General features: G+C 67.6%; 17 protein-coding genes and 1 pseudogene. 13 read left to right on the plus strand and 5 right to left on the minus strand.

The window, feature by feature from the left end; all coding sequences use genetic code 11:
* Positions 1 to 148: 148 nt before the first annotated feature.
* From EO139_RS19810 to EO139_RS19820, 3 genes and pseudogenes are all read right to left on the minus strand, one after another.
* The gene (locus EO139_RS19810; RefSeq protein WP_126972129.1) at positions 149 to 1,414 is read right to left on the minus strand and encodes a heme biosynthesis HemY N-terminal domain-containing protein; all 1,266 of its coding nucleotides are present in this window, start codon (positions 1,412 to 1,414) and stop codon (positions 149 to 151) included.
* Positions 1,411 to 2,391 (minus strand): uroporphyrinogen-III C-methyltransferase, encoded by a 981-nt coding sequence (locus EO139_RS19815; protein ID WP_104649628.1) that lies wholly within the window; start codon positions 2,389 to 2,391, stop codon positions 1,411 to 1,413. The genes EO139_RS19810 and EO139_RS19815 overlap by 4 nt, the downstream gene beginning before the upstream one ends.
* 103 nt (positions 2,392 to 2,494) lie before the next feature.
* Positions 2,495 to 3,295: pseudogene (locus EO139_RS19820) on the minus strand (uroporphyrinogen-III synthase); the annotation flags it as partial.
* Positions 3,296 to 3,481: 186 nt separating this feature from the next.
* Between EO139_RS19820 and EO139_RS19825 the strand changes: the two are divergent.
* The 7 genes from EO139_RS19825 to EO139_RS19855 all read left to right on the plus strand — a co-directional run bounded on the left by EO139_RS19825 (position 3,482) and on the right by EO139_RS19855 (position 7,820).
* Positions 3,482 to 4,291, plus strand: coding sequence for a glycosyltransferase family 25 protein (locus EO139_RS19825; RefSeq protein ID WP_126972133.1), 810 nt, complete (start codon positions 3,482 to 3,484; stop codon positions 4,289 to 4,291).
* A gap of 140 nt (positions 4,292 to 4,431) precedes the next feature.
* On the plus strand, positions 4,432 to 4,902 hold the full coding sequence (locus EO139_RS19830) for a YiiD C-terminal domain-containing protein (protein ID WP_026064546.1): 471 nt from the start codon (positions 4,432 to 4,434) through the stop codon (positions 4,900 to 4,902).
* Positions 4,903 to 4,930: 28 nt separating this feature from the next.
* Entirely contained in the window at positions 4,931 to 5,353 is a 423-nt protein-coding gene (locus EO139_RS19835) for a hypothetical protein (RefSeq protein WP_119130615.1), read from the plus strand.
* Positions 5,354 to 5,428: 75 nt separating this feature from the next.
* Entirely contained in the window at positions 5,429 to 5,866 is a 438-nt protein-coding gene (locus EO139_RS19840) for a rhodanese-like domain-containing protein (RefSeq protein ID WP_104585420.1), read from the plus strand.
* A gap of 110 nt (positions 5,867 to 5,976) precedes the next feature.
* Positions 5,977 to 6,492 carry a protein-export chaperone SecB gene (gene secB, locus EO139_RS19845; RefSeq protein ID WP_006451124.1) on the plus strand — a complete coding sequence of 172 codons (516 nt, stop codon included), beginning with the start codon at positions 5,977 to 5,979 and terminating at the stop codon, positions 6,490 to 6,492.
* Positions 6,493 to 6,507: 15 nt separating this feature from the next.
* Positions 6,508 to 7,533: an NAD(P)H-dependent glycerol-3-phosphate dehydrogenase gene (locus EO139_RS19850; RefSeq protein WP_104585456.1), complete on the plus strand. Its 1,026-nt coding sequence runs from the start codon at positions 6,508 to 6,510 to the stop codon at positions 7,531 to 7,533.
* Between the two features lie 29 nt (positions 7,534 to 7,562).
* Positions 7,563 to 7,820, plus strand: coding sequence for a hypothetical protein (locus EO139_RS19855; protein WP_126941652.1), 258 nt, complete (start codon positions 7,563 to 7,565; stop codon positions 7,818 to 7,820).
* Here the strand turns inward: EO139_RS19855 and EO139_RS19860 are convergent.
* The gene (locus EO139_RS19860; RefSeq protein WP_104585418.1) at positions 7,810 to 8,406 is read right to left on the minus strand and encodes a diffusible signal factor-reguated Ax21 faimly virulence factor; all 597 of its coding nucleotides are present in this window, start codon (positions 8,404 to 8,406) and stop codon (positions 7,810 to 7,812) included. The two genes, EO139_RS19855 and EO139_RS19860, sit on opposite strands and share 11 nt — an antisense overlap.
* Positions 8,407 to 8,770: 364 nt before the next feature.
* Between EO139_RS19860 and poxB the strand changes: the two genes are divergently transcribed.
* The 6 genes from poxB (at position 8,771) to EO139_RS19890 (ending at position 16,605) form a co-directional block, all read left to right on the plus strand.
* The gene (gene poxB / locus EO139_RS19865; RefSeq protein WP_184649790.1) at positions 8,771 to 10,480 is read left to right on the plus strand and encodes a ubiquinone-dependent pyruvate dehydrogenase; all 1,710 of its coding nucleotides are present in this window, start codon (positions 8,771 to 8,773) and stop codon (positions 10,478 to 10,480) included.
* A gap of 46 nt (positions 10,481 to 10,526) precedes the next feature.
* Complete coding sequence (locus EO139_RS19870) at positions 10,527 to 11,969, plus strand: ATP-binding protein (RefSeq protein WP_126972135.1); 1,443 nt, start codon at positions 10,527 to 10,529, stop codon at positions 11,967 to 11,969.
* Positions 11,954 to 13,291 (plus strand): sigma-54 dependent transcriptional regulator, encoded by a 1,338-nt coding sequence (locus tag EO139_RS19875; RefSeq protein ID WP_126972137.1) that lies wholly within the window; start codon positions 11,954 to 11,956, stop codon positions 13,289 to 13,291. Before EO139_RS19870 ends, EO139_RS19875 begins: the two co-directional genes overlap by 16 nt.
* A gap of 446 nt (positions 13,292 to 13,737) precedes the next feature.
* The gene (locus EO139_RS19880; RefSeq protein WP_104585410.1) at positions 13,738 to 14,535 is read left to right on the plus strand and encodes a hypothetical protein; all 798 of its coding nucleotides are present in this window, start codon (positions 13,738 to 13,740) and stop codon (positions 14,533 to 14,535) included.
* A gap of 136 nt (positions 14,536 to 14,671) precedes the next feature.
* Complete coding sequence (locus EO139_RS19885; protein WP_126972139.1) at positions 14,672 to 15,286, plus strand: hypothetical protein; 615 nt, start codon at positions 14,672 to 14,674, stop codon at positions 15,284 to 15,286.
* Positions 15,287 to 15,390: 104 nt separating this feature from the next.
* Entirely contained in the window at positions 15,391 to 16,605 is a 1,215-nt protein-coding gene (locus EO139_RS19890; protein ID WP_126972141.1) for an MFS transporter, read from the plus strand.
* Positions 16,606 to 16,772: 167 nt separating this feature from the next.
* On the opposite strand, the gene EO139_RS19895 is transcribed toward EO139_RS19890, so the two are convergent.
* Positions 16,773 to 17,249: a tRNA (cytidine(34)-2'-O)-methyltransferase gene (locus tag EO139_RS19895; RefSeq protein WP_104585404.1), complete on the minus strand. Its 477-nt coding sequence runs from the start codon at positions 17,247 to 17,249 to the stop codon at positions 16,773 to 16,775.
* Between the last annotated feature and the right edge of the window lie 17 nt (positions 17,250 to 17,266).

The raw sequence follows: 17,266 nt of genomic DNA on the forward strand, positions 1-17,266 counted from the left end.
GTGCGTCGCGCTCCTGCAGATCTCCCGGCCAGCCGGTAAACCTGTGTGGCGGTTCTCGCGTGCAGACGCGGACAAAGCAAAAGCCCCGGACAGGCCGGGGCTTTTGCTTTGTCCGCGCAGCGTTGCCGCAGCGATCAGACCCCAGCGATCAAGGCAGGCGATCGTCCGGTGCGAGCGGGTCGGCCGGCGGCGTTGGGTATGCCGATACGATCGGCCCGCGCAGCGACTGCTGCGGCAGGCCCTCGTGCACCGGCTCGCCGCGTGCGGCGCGCAGGGCATTGGCGTAGCAATGCTGCGCGGACAGCAGGTCGCCCGCGGCGGCAAAGCCGTGGCCGAGTTCTTCCCAGGCCTCGCTGCCCGCGCCATTGGCGACCGCGCGATGCAGGAACTCTTCGGCCTGCGACCACTGCTGCTGGTGCCGCGCCAGACGCGCCAGGGTCAGCAACAGGCCAGGGCTGTCCGGGTACTGAGTCAGCCAACGCTGTGCACTGGCGCGGCGTGAATCGTATTTTTCCAATGGCAGCACGCCGTACAGACGCACCAGCGATTCGTCCCACTGCGCGTCCAGCGCCTGTTCCAGGCTATGCACCGCCGCATCGTCCCAGTGCAGCACCGCCGCGCGCTGTGCGTAGGCGCCCACCACCGCGGGATAGGTGCGCAGCGGCTTGGGCAGCGCTTCCCAGCGTTCGGCCAGCGCATTGGCATCGCCGGCCTGCAACAGCGTCTGCTCGGCCAGCGTGGCTTCCAGTGCGTTGTAGGCCTCCGGTGCCAGCACCGCCTGCTGACGCAATGCGCCGAGCTGACCGTAGGCCTCGTCGGCACGGCCGATCTGTGCCAGGGCGTGCGTGCGCAGCAGCAGGCCGCGCGCCGGCAGTGGCTGCGCGCTGGCATGATCGAGCGCGTTGATCGCCTCGACCGGGCGTTGCCGCGCCAGATGCCGCTCGCCCTGCAGCAGCGCGTGCGCGGTGGGGTCGCGCTCGGCCAATTGCTGGGCCAGTGCATTGGCCGCCACCTCATCGCCGCGGGCATCGGCAACGCGCACTGCACTGGCCAGGGCGATGCCGCTGACGTCGGCATCCTCGCTGGCGTTGACGAGCAGGCGCTCGGCACGCTGCCACTGGCCATGATCGGCTGCGCGCAGGCCTTCGATCAGGCGGGCGCGGCCCTTCTTGCGGCGATACTTGCCCCAGACCCGGAACGGCAGGCTGATCAGCGTCCACACCAGCCACAGCACCAGCAGCGCAATGACCAGGATCAGCAACGCCTGCGGCATGGCGGCGCGATAGTCGTTGCCGCCGACGCTCACCACCACATTGCCCAGATCGTAACTGGTCTGATGCGAGAGCCATTGCGCACCGAGCACGCCCAGCGCCACGGCAACCAACAGGATCAAGACGGTACGCAACACTTTCATTGGGTGGATCTCCCTTCACGCATGGCCTGCAGTTGCAGCAGGGTGGTGCCCAGTTCCGGCAGGTGCGGACGCAGTGGCGCTTGTTGCAGTGCGCGCAGGCGCGTACGCGCCTGGCGACGTTGTGGCGAATCCGGCCACAGCCGGGTGGTCCAGGTATCCACGCGCCGCAGTGATTGCGCAAAACCGGCGGCATCGCCGCGCTCGGCCGCGGCGCGGGCCAGGCTGACTTCGATCTGCAGGGCGTCGCGCGCGGCGTGGCGGTCGGCGCCGGTGGTCAGCAGCGCATCGCCACGGCTGGGACGGATGTCCACCAGCGGCGCGAGCGCTTTCTGCCACCACGGTCGTGCGGCCTCGCTGTCGGTGGCAGTCTGCTCGGGCAGGCGCTGCAGCTCGCCGGCCAACTGATCCAGGGTTTGACCAGCCTGCGCCTGCGGGCCGGCGCCCAGGCGATCCAGGGCGTCGCGTTCCTGCACCAGCGCCTGGCGCAGATTGAGATAGCCGGGATCGTCGACGCCATTGAGTGCGGCATTGGCCAGCGCATAGGCGCGGCGCGCGCCATCGGCATCGCCGGCGATGCTCAGCCGCTGCTGGCCGAGCCGCAGCAGCAGCTCCACCTCATCCAGCCGCAGCGCCTGTGCACCATGGCGGTTGGGATCGGCGAGCTTTTGCACGGTTTCCTCGAGCAGGGCGCTTCGCTGGCTCAGGCCAAGCATCTCGTCGCGCAGCACGCGGTTGGTGGCTGCCGCATCCGCCAGGCGTTCGTTGGCCAGGCGTTGGTCACGGCGCAGCATCTCCAGCATCTGCTGTGCGCCATCCCAGCGCTGTTGCTGCGCCTGGGCGGCCTGCAGCTGCGTGCCTTGGTAGTCCCGCCACGCGCGCCAACCGAACAACAGCGCCACGCCCACGGCGGCCAGCGCGAGGACGAGCAGCAGCCATGCCAGGGGAAAGCGTCGCGTGGAAGCGGGCAGTTCGGTCATTCGTCCATCCTCGCGCGGTCACGACGGGTGCAGGTGCCGCCATCATCTGCCACAGCATGGCGTGCAGCGGCAGACACCCGCAAGCCGTGCTCGCGTTCGAAGTTCAGCAAGGTCGCGATGGTGTCACGATCGCGGCGGCAGCCGCAGCCAACTGCTCGGGCAAGGGCCCTGCGGCGCGCACCACCTGATGGAAGCCGGCGGCGTGTGCGGATTCCCGCATGCGTTCGCTGGACGCCACCACCGGGCGTTGCCGCAGCGCGTCGATCAGCGATGCGGGCAATTGCTGCAGCACCAACGTCAGCGCCTCGGCACTGCTCAGCGCCAAGACACATTCCGGCAGCGCATCGGCCAGCGCCTGCACTGACGAGGCGCGCAGGCGCAGCGCCACGCGTTGATAGACATCGGCGCGCAGGATGCGGGCGCCACGCTGCTCCAGGGCCGGCGCCAGCATGCCGCGCCCCCCGGGGGCGGTGATCAGCCCGACGGCCTGCAGCGGTTGCCGGAACAACGGCAACGCGAGCAGGCCCTCGCTGTCCATGCGCGTCGGACGTATCACCGTGTCGATGCCGCAGGCCTGCAGCGCGCGCGCGGTGCCATCGCCCACGCTGACCCAGTGCGCCTGCGCCGGCCGTTGCAGCGGCGCCAGGCGATGCGCCGCATGCACCGCGGCCGGGCTGGTGAACACCGCGATCGGCGCGTGCAAGGCTTGCCGCAATGCGGCCAGTGCCTGTGGGGTGTGGTTGGTCTGCAGCCGCCACGGCGACAGTGCCAGCAACCGTCCGCCGTGCCGCGCGGCGGCGCGCCGCAGCGGCGCGTGCGCACCGCTGGGCCGCAGCGAGATCAAGGTCCAGGCGTCGGCAGCGTGGGCGGGAGATGTCATCCAGTGATTATGCGAGAGCGGTGAGGCATCGGGGCAGCTGTCGCGCGTTGCGGTGGCGCCGACGACGCGTTGATCCTGGCGCGTTGTCCGGCCTTGTGTGCCTGCCCGCCGCGATGCCTGCGTTTCTGCGGCCAGAACCTCGTCCCCGTGTCTGTGCCACTGATCGCTTCCGCCCACGCTCCGCCACGACAATCGAGCTGGAGTGGCGCCGTGATCAAGTCCTACCTCATCAACATGCAGCGCAGCGGTGACCGCCTGCAGGCGATGGCGACGCGGTTCCAGGCGCTGGGCCTGCCGTTCGAGCGGATTGCCGCGGTCGATGGCGCCACCCTGACGCCTGCGCAGATTGCCGACTTCGCACGCGCGCGGCCGCTGGAAGGCTCCGGGGATGCCTTCAGCACCGGCCCGCGCAAGTGGACCGCCTCCAACATCGGCTGCTTCCTGAGCCATCAGGCCGCGTGGCGCATCGCAGCCGACTCCGACGACGCCTACACCGGGATCTTCGAAGACGACATGCATCTGTCCGACGCGCTGCCGGTGCTGCTGCGCAGCAGCGCGTGGCTGCCGGGCGGCAACAGCATCGTGCGGCTGGAGCCGTCCTACAACCGCATCAAGCTCGACGCCAAGGTCGCCGAAGTCGGTGGGCGGCAGCTGCGCCTGGTGCGTCCCTCGCCCCATCAACACTGCTGGCCGGTCTGCGCCGGGGCGTTGCTCCTCAGCCGCGAGGCGGCGCGCCTGCTGCTGGCGGCCGATGTGCGCTGGCACACCATGGCCGACATCTTCCTGTTCGGCTGGAACGAATCGCCGGTCGCACAGCAACTGTCTACCTATCAGCTGTCGCCGGCCGCGTGCATCCAGGACAAGTTCTTCCACGCCGCTCCGGAGCAGATCGTGTTCACCAGCACCATCGATGCGCCGTTGACGCAGGCGCAGAAGCAGCGCAGTGCGCAGTGGAAGGCCAGGGCCACCGCGTTGCTGCGGGTGGCGCAGGGCTACCGCAAGGTCGTGTTCGCGCCCTGAGCGGCGCGCTAGCGAAGGCGTGCAACGAGACGGCGCTGAACGTGTTTTACCATGCGGTACCGCATGTCATTCCAGTGCACAAGACGCTCGCGGAACATTGCGGCATGATGCCGGCCTTCGCCGTCTTCCAGCCTTTGCCGATGACTCCTTCGTGCACGCTCGCATCCGCCCTGCAGTCGCTGCAGCAACAGTTCATCGCCATGCCGCCGGTCCTGTCGATGGGCATTGCCGTGGACGGCCTGCATGACGGCGCGTTGCGCTTGCGTGCGCCGCTGCAGGCCAACGTCAACGACAAGGCCAATGCGTTCGGCGGCAGCCTGGCGTCGTTGATGACGCTGGCCAGCTGGGGCTGGCTGACGCTGCAGCTGCAACTGGCCGGGCACAGTGCCGATGTCTACGTGGCCGACAGCCAGCTGCGCTACGTCGCCCCGGTCTACGAAGACCTGGTGGCCAATGCCGAGCCGTCCGAACTCGGCAGCTGGGAGGCGTTCCTGGCGACCTTCCGGCAGCGCGGCAAGGCGCGCATCGGCATGCGTGCGCAGATCGCGCTGGGTTCCGGCGCGGCGGCGGCCACCTTGAGCGGGCGCTTCGTGGCGTTTCCAAAACGGTAGGATGCGCGCTGGACTTGGGGGAATGCGCATGCGTGCAGTGATCGGGGCAATGCTGTTGCTCGGGCTGACGATGGTCAGCGGGGTGGTGTCTGCCGGCAGCCGTGCCCAGGCACGCGCGCTGGAAACCACCCAGGCCGCCTACACGGCCGCCGTGCGCTGGAGCGATTTCGATGCCGCGCAGGGCTTTGTCGAACCGACCTATGCCCAGGCGCATCCGCTCAGCGACCTGGAACGCTCGCGCTACGAACAGGTGCAGATCTCCGGCTACCGCGAGCTGCGGGTGGGCGAAGACGTCAACGGCGACCTGCGCCGCGAGGTCGAGCTGCGGGTGATCAACCGCAATACCCAGGCCGAACGGCTGGTGCGCAGCATCGAGCTGTGGCGCTGGGACGCCGAGCACAAACGCTGGTGGCTGGCCAGCGGCCTGCCCGATCTGTGGCAGGGCCAATAGCCCGTGCCGAGGGCGCTGGCCGGCGCGCGCGCCAGCTGTGCGACAATTCCCGCCCGCTTGACTGACCCTGACCCCGTGAATTTCGAAGAGCTGCAGGCCTTTGTCGGCCGCAACCCCATGTTGTCGCTGGCCCTGGTGGGCCTGACCATTGCCCTGATCGTCACCGAGGTCGCGCGCCTGTTCCGTGGGTACCGCGCACTCAAGCCGGCCGAGCTGACCCGCCTGATCAACAGCGAGAACGCGCTGGTGATCGACCTGTCGCCCACCGCCGACTTCGAAAAAGGCCATATCGCCGGCAGCCGCAACGTGGCGCTGGCCAAGTTCGACCCGGCCGGCAAGCTGCTCGCCAACGCCAAGGCATCGCCGGTGGTGGTGGTGTGCCGCAACGGCAATGCCTCCGCAGGCGCGGCCAAGACGCTGAAGAAAGCCGGTTTCGAGCAGGTCTACTGGCTCGAGGGCGGCGTGGCCGCCTGGCAGATCGCCGAGCTGCCGCTGGTCAAGGGCCGCGCCTGACCGCATCTTGTGAGGCGCCGGGCAAGTCCCCATTGCTGGCGTGAGAGACTTGCACTTTCACGTCTGCATCATTCAACGCTGCATCCACCGAACCGTTTCTGGAGTTAGGAATGTCCGACGAAATCATCAACGGCGCGGTTGCGCCGGCCGACGCCGCTGCTGGCCCCGCTTTCACCATCGAGAAGATTTACGTCAAGGACGTTTCCTTCGAATCGCCGAACGCGCCGGCTGTCTTCAATGACGCCAACCAGCCCGAGCTGCAGCTGAACCTCAACCAGAAGGTGCAGCGCCTCAACGACAACGCCTTCGAAGTCGTGCTGGCCGTGACCCTGACCTGCACCGCCGGTGGCAAGACCGCCTATGTGGCCGAAGTGCAGCAGGCCGGCGTGTTCGGCCTGGTCGGCCTGGAGCCGCAGGCAATCGACGTGCTGCTCGGTACCCAGTGCCCGAACATCCTGTTCCCGTACGTGCGCACGCTGGTCAGCGATCTGATCCAGGCCGGCGGCTTCCCGCCGTTCTACCTGCAGCCGATCAACTTCGAAGCGCTGTATGCAGAAACCCTGCGCCAGCGTTCGCAGGGCGAAGGCACCTCGCTGGCCGATTCCGAGCCGGCTGGCAACGCCTGAGCCTTGCGTGCGCCGATGAGCGATTCGACACAGAAGATCGCCGTTCTCGGCGCCGGCTCCTGGGGCACGGCCCTGGCCGCGCTGCTCGCCAGACACGGTCACCCGACCGTGCTCTGGGGACGCGATGCGGCGATGGTGGATGCCATCGACCGCCGTCATGAAAACGTACGCTATCTGCCGGGCATTGCCTTGCCCGACAGCCTGCGCGCGACCACCGACCTGCAGCTGGCCATTGCCGATGCTGGCTGGATCCTGGTCGTGGTGCCTTCGCATGCGTTCACCGAGACGATCCGGTTGATCGCACCGTTGCGTCCGGCCGGTGCCGGCGTGGCGTGGGCGACCAAGGGCTTTGAGCCCGGCTCCGGGCGGTTCCTGCACGAAGTGGCGCGCGACATCCTCGGCCCCAGCGTTCCGCTGGCCGTGGTGACCGGGCCGTCCTTCGCCAAGGAAGTCACGCTCGGCCTGCCGACCGCCATCACCGTGCACGGCGACGATGCGGCGTTTGCGCAGGTCGTGGCCGATGCCATGCATGGCCCCACCTTCCGCGCCTACACCGGCGATGACATGGTGGGTGCCGAGCTTGGTGGCGCGATGAAGAACGTGCTGGCCGTGGCCACCGGTGTGGCCGATGGCATGCAGCTGGGCCTCAACGCACGTGCCGGCCTGATCACGCGCGGCTTGAACGAGATGCTGCGGCTGGCGGCGGCGATCGGTGCGCGTCCGGAAACCTTGATGGGTCTGGCTGGCCTGGGCGACCTGGTGCTGACCTGCACCGGCGATCTGTCGCGCAACCGACGGCTGGGATTGGCACTGGGGCGCGGACAGAGCCTGAGCGATGCCATCCGCGAGATCGGCCAGGTGGTGGAATCGGTGCAGACCGCCGACGAAGTCATGCGCCAGGCCGAGCATCACGGCATCGAGCTGCCGATCTCCAACGCCGTGCGTGCGGTGCTGCATGGCGAGATCACCCCGGAAGCAGGCTTGAAGGAATTGCTGGCACGCGAGCGCAAGCCCGAATATCCGCAGACCTTGTTCACCTGATTGCGGCATGGCGCGTTGGCGCGCATTGCATGGACATCAACAAAAAGCCCGGCAATGCCGGGCTTTTTGTTGATGCGGATCGCAACGACCGGCGGGAAGACGAACAGCCTGAGCGCGAGGTTCCATGCGCCTGCAGGACCCGCATTACCCACCACCGCCGTGCAGCGATGCGCATCGTATCGCCAACCGATCGCGCAAAAGAAAGAAGCCCGGTCGGGGGACCGGGCTTCCAATGCAACGCGGGAGAGAGAGTCGCGTTGCAGTCAAACGTGCGGCTTACCAGCTGAAGCGCGGGCCGACCGACCATTCCTTGTTGCCGTCGCCATCCATACGGATGTCGCCGTTGATGCCCCAGTTCTGGTTCAACTTGACCTGGGCGCCGAGGCGGCCGTAGAAGTTGTCGCCGATGTCGATGCCGCGCTTCTTGGAGAAGTCTTCGTAGCCAGCCAGGGCGTAGACTTCGAAGTGCTCGCCGAAGGCATTACGCAGGCCGGCTTCAACGCTGTAACCGTCGAAGCTGATGTTCGGGGTGTCCAGGTCCAGCTTGCGGTAGGCAACGCGGGCAATGAAGTCGGTGCTGGTGGCGATCTCCTGGTTGTAACCCACGCCGACGCCCCACTGCTGGAAGTCGGAGTTGGAGCTTTCGAACACGTTGTCGTTGTCGTCAGCGTTCTGCTTGCTGTAATCGCCGAACACGTGGAAGTTCGGAGCGACGGCGTAGGACGCCTTCACGCCCCAACCATCCGCATCGCGGCCTTCGGTCGGGGTGCGCACATAGTCGCCTTCGACGAAGTTGTAGGAGAGGTTTTCAGCAGCGGAGGCCGCAAACGGCAGGGCTGCGAGAAGGCCGAGGGCCAGCAGTGAATTCTTCATGATCGATACCTGTACTTATGGTTTGGGCCGGCGCTGAGGCGGATGCCGTTCGCTGCCGAGATGTAAATTCTCCGTTATTCGATGGAACGCGGCCTGAATTTTGAACTGACTGGTGCGTAAATCATCGCGCCCGGTTCAGCTGCGCTTCCTTGTCATCAAAACGCAATGCGCGCAGCGCACGTACAAAGCGTGATGCATTGGTGGTTACCTCGCGTCGATGTGACGCGCATGTCTAGAAGCAGCTGTTTTTCAGTGATGTTTGCCGCGTTTGCGGCCTGCAAGCACATTGTGCTGACGCCGTGGCTGGGAGCATGCCAGGCTTGTCGAACAAGCGTGGAGCTGCATCGTGGCGAAGAAAAAGACGTTGGCGCGGTTTCTGGCCGAGACGCTGCAGAGCGCGGGGGTGGAGCGGATCTGGGGGTTGACCGGCGACAGCCTCAACGGCCTGACCGATGCCCTGCGCGAGATGCAGACGATCGAGTGGATGCATGTGCGCCATGAAGAGGTGGCCGCGTTTGCCGCCGGCGCCGAGGCGGCGGTGACCGGCAAGCTGGCGGTCTGTGCGGGGAGCTGCGGGCCGGGCAACCTGCACCTGATCAACGGGCTGTTCGATTGCCATCGCAGCCGCCAGCCGGTGCTGGCGATCGCCGCGCATATTCCCTCGTCCGAGATCGGGCTGAACTATTTTCAAGAGACGCATCCGCAGGAACTGTTCCGCGAGTGCAGTCATTTCGTGGAGTTGGTGACCAACCCGGCGCAGCTCCCGGAAGTGCTGCACCGCGCGATGCGTGCGGCCATCCTGCAGCAAGGTGTGGCAGTGGTGGTGATCCCCGGCGATATCGCGCTGCTGGAAGTGGACAAGCACCTCCCCACGGCCTGGCCGCCACTGCGCCAGCCGCGCGTGCTGCCGGCCGCCGAAGATGTGCAGCAGCTGGCCGAACTGCTGCAGCGCAGCGAAGCAGTCACGCTGCTGTGCGGCAGCGGTTGCGCGGGTGCGCACGATGCGGTGGTGGCATTGGCCGACACCCTGGGCGCGCCGATCGTGCATGCCTTGCGCGGCAAGGAACACGTGGAGTGGGAAAACCCGTTCGACGTCGGCATGACCGGCCTGATCGGGTTCAGCTCCGGCTACCACGCGATGCTCAACTGCGACACCTTGATCATGCTGGGCACGGACTTCCCGTATCGGCAGTTCTACCCGAAGGACGCGACCATCGTGCAGGTGGATCGCGACCCGGGCGCGCTGGGACGGCGCACGCCATTGCAGCTGGGCATTGCCGCGGACGTGGGCGAAACCATCGCCGCCTTGCTGCCGCAGCTGCAGCGGCGCGAAAAACGCGACTTCCTGGACAAGTCGCTGGCGCACTATCGCAAGGCGCGCGAAGGGCTGGACGATCTGGCGGTGCCGGCCGATCCGGGCGAGCCGCTGCATCCGCAATTCGTGGCGCGCATGATCAGCCAGATCGCCGACCAGGATGCGGTGTTCACCTGCGATGTCGGCACGCCGACGGTGTGGGCCGCACGCTACCTGCGCATGAACGGACAACGCCGCTTGCTGGGTTCGTTCAACCACGGTTCGATGGCCAATGCGATGCCGCAGGCGCTGGGTGCACAGTCGGCATATCCGGGCCGTCAGGTGATTGCGCTGTCCGGTGATGGCGGCTTTGCGATGCTGATGGGCGATTTCATCTCGCTGGCGCAGCTGCGCCTGCCGGTGAAGATCGTGGTGTTCAACAATGCCTCGCTCGGCTTCGTGGCGATGGAGATGAAGGCTGCCGGCTATCTGGATACCGGCACTGAGCTGCGTAATCCGGACTTCGCTGCCATGAGCAATGCAATGGGCATCCTGGGTATCCGCGTCGATGAGTCCGCGCAACTGGAGCGCGCATTGCGGCAGGCCTTCGCGCATTCCGGCCCGGCGCTGGTGGATGTGCGCATCGCCACGCAGGAACTGGCAGTGCCGCCGGCCATCAAGCTGGAACAGGCCAAGGGCATGGGCCTGTATCTGCTCAAGGCAGTGATGAGCGGGCGCGGCGATGAAGTGATCGATCTGGTCAAGACCAACATGCGCTGACACAGTGGCAGCGCTCTAGAACCGCACGTCTTTACCGGACCCTCGCATGCCACGTTCGTTGTTGCGCCAGTTGCTGCTGATCTGGGTGGTGATCCTGGCTGCCTGCGTGGGCGTGGCCACGATGCTGTATGGCCTGTACCGACAGACCGAAGGCGTGCGCCTGGACGAGGCGCGCCAGCAGTTGACCGCGCAGTGCACGCGCATCGTGCAGCGCTACGCCGGCGCGAGCGAGGCGGCGCGCAGCGGCGACAACGGCGCCGGGCTGGCTGCAGTGGTGGTGCAACTGGTGCTGGCCGATGCGCCCGGTGTGGAGGGTGGGGTGTGGAATCTCGACAAGGGATTCGTTGCCTACGCCTATCCCACCTATGACGGCAGCGATCACAAGACCGACATCCCGGCTGCCGAGTGGACCACGATCGTCAGCACTGCACGGCAGAGTGCGGTGGGCAACAAGGCCGTGGAGTTCCGTCGCGACGGCAGCCGTGAAGTGGTGTTGATCAGCGCCTGCCCGTTGGCCGCCGGCACCGCGGCATGGACCATGTCGCGGGTGCCGGCGAGCACCTCCGATGCCTGGCGGCCATTGGTGATCGGCATGTTGCTGATCTTCGCCATGGTGGCGGTGTCGGCGATCGCGCTGGGCGTGGTGGTGCGGCGCTGGAGCCAGCGCCTGCAGCGCATCCAGCAGGCGCTGGCTGCCGATACCGAACTTCCGCAGATTCCGGTCACCGGTGCCCCCGAACTGGACCGGCTGGGCGCTGCGGTGAGCGATTACGCACAGCGCAATGCGCAGGCCCTGGCGCAGACACGGCGGCTGGCCGAGGAGCTGGCACGGCACGAGCGGCTGGCCGCGCTCGGGCGCCTGACGGCCACGGTGGCACACGAGATTCGCAACCCCATCGCCACGATGCGCCTGGCGGTGGAGAACGACATCGCCATGCGCCAGGGCACGCCGGACGATGCCGCACACGGCGAGCTGATGCTGGGGCAGATCCGTCGCCTGGACGGGGTGGTCGAAAGCCTGCTCGGCATGGTGCAGCCGATCCGCCTGCAGCTGGAAACGGTGGTGGTGCAGGAGTGGCTGGCGACCTTGCTCGATCCGGCCTTGCGCCCACCAGGCGCGCCTGCGCCCCGGTTGCGTGCCCCGGACACGCCGCTGCAGTGGAAGTTCGACCCACAGCAGCTCGGGCGCGCCGTGCACAATCTGCTGCGCAACGCGCTGCAGCACGCCGATGCCGGCAGCACGGTGACACTGGAGGCCAGCGCCGGCGATGGGTTGCTGCAGCTACAGGTGAGCAATCGTGGCGCGGCCATCGCCGAGACCATCGCGGCGCAGCTGTTCGAGCCGTTCGTCAGCGGCCGCAGCGACGGCAATGGCCTGGGGCTTGCGCTGGTGCGCGAGATCGCCCGCGCACATGGAGGGCAGGTGCGTTACGCACACGCCGACGGCATGACCCATTTCATCCTGGAGCTGCCATGGCGCGCATCCTGATCATCGACGACGACGCGGCGTTTCTGGCCACCTTGCAGGCAACGCTGCGCTCGCTCGGCCATACGGTGATCGCGGTCGATAACGGCGCCGATGGATTGATGCGCCTGAGCGAGGGCGGCATCGCGCTGGCGTTCGTGGACTTCCGCATGCCCGGGATGGACGGGATCCAGGTGCTGCGTGCGCGTGCGGACGATCCGCGCGCGCGCCAGGTGCCGCTGGTGATGCTCACCGCGTACGCGTCCAGCGGCAACACCATCGAGGCGATGACGCTGGGTGCATTCGATCATCTGGTCAAGCCGGTGGGGCGTGCCGATATCGTCGAGGTGGTGGAGCGTGCATTGGCAAGTCGCGCCGATGCCAACGCAGATACCGCAGCGAGCGAACCTTCCGACGACGATGGCCTGGTCGGCCACAGCCCGGCGATGCGCAACGTGCATAAACGCATCGGGCTGGCGGCGGCTTCCGATCTGCCGGTGTTGATCACCGGCGAAACTGGTACCGGCAAGGAACTGGTCGCGCGCGCCCTGCATCGCGCCAGCGCACGCGCGGCGTCGGCATTCGTTGCGGTCAATTGCGCGGCGATTCCGTTGGAGTTGATGGAAAGCGAATTGTTCGGCCATCGCAAGGGCGCCTTTTCCGGGGCGACCAGCGACCGCATCGGCCTGATTCGCGAAGCCGATGGCGGCACCTTGTTTCTGGACGAGATCGGCGACATGCCGCTGCCGATGCAGGCCAAGTTGTTGCGCTTCCTGCAGGAAGGCGAGGTGACGCCGCTGGGCGGGCGCGGCGCGCAGAAGGTGGATGTGCGCGTGCTGGCGGCCACGCACCGCGATCTGGCCGCGTGGGTGGCCGCAGGGCAGTTCCGCAGCGATCTGCGTTATCGCCTGAATGTGGTGCCGATCGAACTGCCGCCGCTGCGCGAGCGCGGACAGGACATCGTGCTGCTCGCGCAGTACTTCCTGCGTACCGGCGACGGTGCGGCGCGTGCGTTGTCGGCGGATGCGCAAGCGCGGCTGCTGGCCTACCCATGGCCCGGCAACGTGCGCGAGCTGCGCAATGTCATGCAACGCAGCCAGCTGCTGGTGCGCGGCCACAGCATCGTTGGCGCGGATCTGGACGACGCGCTCGATCACAGTGCCGAGCAACCCCCGACGGCCGCGCCGCTGCAAGGCACCCTGCCCGAGGCAGTGGCGCGGCTGGAGAAGCAGATGATCCAGGACGCACTGGCGCACAGCAGCGGCAACCGCGCCGAAGCCGCGCGCCGGCTCGGCATCCATCGCCAGCTGCTGTACCGCAAGCTCGATGAGTACGGCTTGCAGTAGTCGCAGCGATCAGGCCCAACGCCATGTGTGCAGGATGACGCGTTGGTCACCACGCAGGAAGCGCACAGCAGCACGCGCACTTGTTGTCGCGCGCACTGCTGCAGGTTGCTTGCCGCCGCTGCCACTCGCAGCATTGGCCAAGGGCATTCCACCAGCAAACAGTCAAACGGTGCAGCCGAAAGTGCAGCACCACACGTGTGAATCCAGCCCTGACATCCGCACACGCGTGCCGCCGTTGAGCGTGTCCAACACGTTCTTGCCCTGCAGAGTCGACGCACACCCCTGGCTACAAAGTGTCTGTAAAGCGGACAGCGGTGTATGAAACGCAGACGCCTGTCCGTAAGCGTGCACCTGCAAACCCCTTGTAAAACAACGGATTCGACGTTGGCACGATTGCTGCTTTATCTCCAGGGCGAGCGGCATCCCTGCCGCGTTGGAGACATCGCATGATTCGTCAGACCGCACTTGCTTTCGCGCTGGCCTGCAGCGTGGCGACCGCCGCCGCGCAGGCTCCCACGCCGCCTGCGGCACCGGTGGCACCGCGTGCGCCGGTCGGCACGCCACCGCCGGCACCGCCGCTGCCGCCCGCACCGCCTGCCCCGCTGGCCGCCACGCCGGTACGCATCACCGGCACGGTCGAGCGTTTCATGCTCAATCCCAACGGCGAGGTCGATGGCCTGTGGTTGCGCGATGGCACCCAGGTGGCGTTTGCGCCGCATCTGTCCGGGCAGTTGCAGGAAGCGGTGCGCCGTGGCGATACGGTGAGCGTGCAGGGCTATCGCCTGGGCAGCCTGCCGGTGCTACGCGCCAGCAGCATCCGTTCCAATCGTGGAGGGCGTGAGGTGGTCGATCGCCCGCCAACCGCCGCCATGCCGCCAGCGCCCCCGGCACCTGCTGCCTTGACGCCGTTGCAGGCGGAAGGCCGCATCGAGCGGCTGGTCTACGGCCCGGGTGGCGAGACCAATGGTGCATTGCTCAGCGATGGCACGCTGGTGCGGATGCCGCCGCACCTGGCGCTGCAGTTCGGCGATCTGCTGCGGGCTGGCGCGCCGTTGAGCGTGAGCGGGTTCGGGGTGGCCACCGCCAACGGCCGCGCCATCGAAGCCACGCAACTGGGCCGCGATCGCGCCTCGCAGCGCGCGTTGTTCAGCCCACCGCGCCCGGACGGCCCGGTGCCGCCCGCACCACCGGCGCCGCCTGTCCCGCCGGCCGCACCGCCGGCGCCAGCTCCGGCGCCGCGTTGATTCACGGCGTCGCCGTCCACGCGGTGGCGCGTACCTCCGTTGCGCTTTCCTTTATGCACCTTCCGCCACGTGTCATGCGTGGCGGCGGGCGCGGCTTGCCGGCAGTGGCCGGTCCTTCCTTCTCTGGAGTTCTTTCATGCATTGGGTCGATCCTGATTTCCTCCCCGAAACCCGCGGCACGCTGGCGCGCTTTCTGCTCAACCCCAAGGCCGATATCGACGGTCTGCTGCTGACCGACGGCACCGAAGTGCACACGCCGCCGCATCTGTCCGCCGCCTTGCTCAAGGCGCTCAAGCCCGGCAGCACCTTGACCGTGCGTGGCCTCAAGCCGCGCGATGTGGACATGCTGGTGGCTCTGGCGATCGATCCGGAAGGCGGCAAGCGCATCGTCGATGACGGCCCGCACGGGCCGCACGCCAAGCCCAAGCCCAAACCGCCCGCCGGCAAGCCGCCCAAGCCGCAGCTCAGCCAGCACAGCGGCACCATCGCGCGCTTGCTGCATGGCCCGCATGGGCAGGTGCATGGCGTGTTGCTGGACGACGAGGTCACGGTGCGGTTTCCGCCGCACGCCGGTGCGGACTTCGCCAAACAACTGGTGGTCGGCAAGACGCTGGTGGCCGAAGGCGATACCAGGACAACCCCGCACGGCGTGCTGATCCACGCGCATGCGCTGGGCACCAAGGCCGCGTTGCTGAAGCAGATCGAGCATCCGCATGGCCCGGGTGCGCATAAGCCGAAGCCGAAGCACTAGCAGTACGCAATGCGACTGCCGCGTTGGCGCGATGCGATCGGCATCGGGTTGCCCATGCAGCCCAGCGCGCGCAGTCGCCTTTCATCGTTTCGTGGAGAGCGCCGATGCGCATGAGCACACCGCGTCCCCGTGGCAGCCGCGCACTGGAGGCGCTGCATTTCAGCGTGGCCGACGTGCAGGACGGGCTGGGGCCGTTTCTCAGCGTGTTCCTGCAATCCAGGGGCTGGTCGGTGGCAGCGATCGGCACGGTGATGAGTGCGGGCGGCATCGCCGGCATGCTTGCCACCACCCCGGCCGGCGCACTGGTCGACACCACCCGGCGCAAGCGCGCCGTGGTGGTGGTTGGCTGCTTGGCCATCCTGCTGGCCACGGCGCTGATCTGGCTGCACCCGACGTCCTCCGGCGTGGTGACCGCGCAGATCGTCTCGGCGTTGGCGGCAGCCGGTATTGGCCCTGCGCTCACCGGCATCACCCTGGGCCTGGTGCACGCGCGCGGGTTCGATCATCAACTGGCGCGCAATCAGGTCGCCAACCACGCCGGCAACATGCTGGCCGCAGTGCTGGCCGGCTGGCTGGGGTGGCGTTTCGGATTTGCGGCGGTGTTCGTGCTCACTGCGGCCTTCGGCGTGCTGGCGATCGCGGCGGTGCTGCTGATTCCGTCTGCAGCCATCGACCACCGCGCCGCGCGCGGCCTGGGCCAGGCCGATGGCGCGGACAGCCTCAGCGGCTGGCGGGTGTTGTTGACCTGCCGACCGCTGGCCTTGCTGGCCATCACCCTGGGGTTGTTCCACCTGGGCAATGCGGCGATGTTGCCGCTCTACGGCATGGCCATCGTGGCTGCGCATGCAGGCGATGCGAACGCGCTGACGGCCACCACCATCGTGGTCGCGCAAGCCACGATGGTGGTGGTGGCATTGTTGGCGATGCGCTGGATCCGCGTGCACGGGCATTGGTGGGTGCTGCTGGTGGCCTTCATGGCCTTGCCACTGCGTGCGCTGGTGGCTGCGTCGCTGATCCAGGGCTGGGGCGTGTTTCCGGTGCAGATCCTCGACGGACTCGGCGCCGGCCTGCAGGCCGTGGTGGTGCCTGCGCTGGTGGCGCGATTGCTGCAGGGCACCGGGCGCGTCAATGTCGGCCAGGGCGCGGTGATGACGGTGCAGGGCGTGGGCGCAGCACTGAGCCCTGCCTTGGGTGGCTGGCTGGCGCATGCCTTCGGCTATCGCATCGCGTTTCTGGCGCTGGGCGGCATCGCCGTGCTGGCGGTGGCGTTGTGGGCAGGCTGCCGTGGCATGCTGCAGGCAGCAACCGATGCCGGGTGATGCAGTGAGGCGTTGGCACGGGCACCGCAGCGGCAAGCAAACCGCAACGCCCGGGGCGGTCATGCGCGTGAAGCATGCGCCGGACGCTGGACCGCCGTGTGCGGCATGCAGCGCGTCGGCAGCGGGCGGACGGATTCCCCGCCAGGCAGCCGTCCGCATCGCCGCGGCTATCTGCCGCCGCTGAAGTCCCACTGGCGCCAGGCTTCGAACACCATCACCGCAACGGTGTTGGACAGATTGAGGCTGCGGTTGTCCGGGCGCATCGGCAGGCGCAGCCGGTGCTGCGGCGGGATCGACTCCAGTACGTCGGCGGGCAGGCCGCGGGTTTCCGGGCCGAACAGGAAGGCATCCCCATCGGCAAACTGCGGTGCGTCGTAACGCACGGTGCTGCGCGTACTCAGTGCAAACACGCGCTTGGGCGCGATCGCTGCCAGGGCGGTGGGCAGGTCGGCATGCACCTGCAGGGTGGCGTATTCGTGATAGTCCAGGCCGGCGCGTTTGAGCTGCTTGTCGCTGAGGTCGAAGCCGAGCGGCTCGATCAGGTGCAGGCGCGCGCCGGTGTTGGCGCACAGGCGAATCACATTGCCCGTATTGGGCGGAATTTCCGGTTGGAACAGGATGACATCGAGGACGGGGGCTGACATGCGCGCAGTGTAGCTGC

The organism is Xanthomonas sp. BRIP62411 (assembly GCF_003993525.1).
GTDB classification, from domain to species: Bacteria; Pseudomonadota; Gammaproteobacteria; order Xanthomonadales; family Xanthomonadaceae; genus Xanthomonas; species Xanthomonas euroxanthea.

Coding starts and splice junctions, on each gene's coding strand:
- EO139_RS19810 (WP_126972129.1), bottom strand. CDS start 1,414: ATGAAAGTGTTGCGTACCGTCTTGATCCTGTTGGTTGCCGTGGCGCTG.
- EO139_RS19815 (WP_104649628.1), bottom strand. CDS start 2,391: ATGACCGAACTGCCCGCTTCCACGCGACGCTTTCCCCTGGCATGGCTG.
- EO139_RS19830 (WP_026064546.1), top strand. CDS start 4,432: ATGACTCCTTCGTGCACGCTCGCATCCGCCCTGCAGTCGCTGCAGCAA.
- EO139_RS19835 (WP_119130615.1), top strand. CDS start 4,931: ATGCGTGCAGTGATCGGGGCAATGCTGTTGCTCGGGCTGACGATGGTC.
- secB (WP_006451124.1), top strand. CDS start 5,977: ATGTCCGACGAAATCATCAACGGCGCGGTTGCGCCGGCCGACGCCGCT.
- EO139_RS19850 (WP_104585456.1), top strand. CDS start 6,508: ATGAGCGATTCGACACAGAAGATCGCCGTTCTCGGCGCCGGCTCCTGG.
- EO139_RS19855 (WP_126941652.1), top strand. CDS start 7,563: ATGGACATCAACAAAAAGCCCGGCAATGCCGGGCTTTTTGTTGATGCG.
- EO139_RS19860 (WP_104585418.1), bottom strand. CDS start 8,406: ATGAAGAATTCACTGCTGGCCCTCGGCCTTCTCGCAGCCCTGCCGTTT.
- EO139_RS19870 (WP_126972135.1), top strand. CDS start 10,527: ATGCCACGTTCGTTGTTGCGCCAGTTGCTGCTGATCTGGGTGGTGATC.
- EO139_RS19875 (WP_126972137.1), top strand. CDS start 11,954: ATGGCGCGCATCCTGATCATCGACGACGACGCGGCGTTTCTGGCCACC.
- EO139_RS19880 (WP_104585410.1), top strand. CDS start 13,738: ATGATTCGTCAGACCGCACTTGCTTTCGCGCTGGCCTGCAGCGTGGCG.
- EO139_RS19885 (WP_126972139.1), top strand. CDS start 14,672: ATGCATTGGGTCGATCCTGATTTCCTCCCCGAAACCCGCGGCACGCTG.
- EO139_RS19890 (WP_126972141.1), top strand. CDS start 15,391: ATGCGCATGAGCACACCGCGTCCCCGTGGCAGCCGCGCACTGGAGGCG.
- EO139_RS19895 (WP_104585404.1), bottom strand. CDS start 17,249: ATGTCAGCCCCCGTCCTCGATGTCATCCTGTTCCAACCGGAAATTCCG.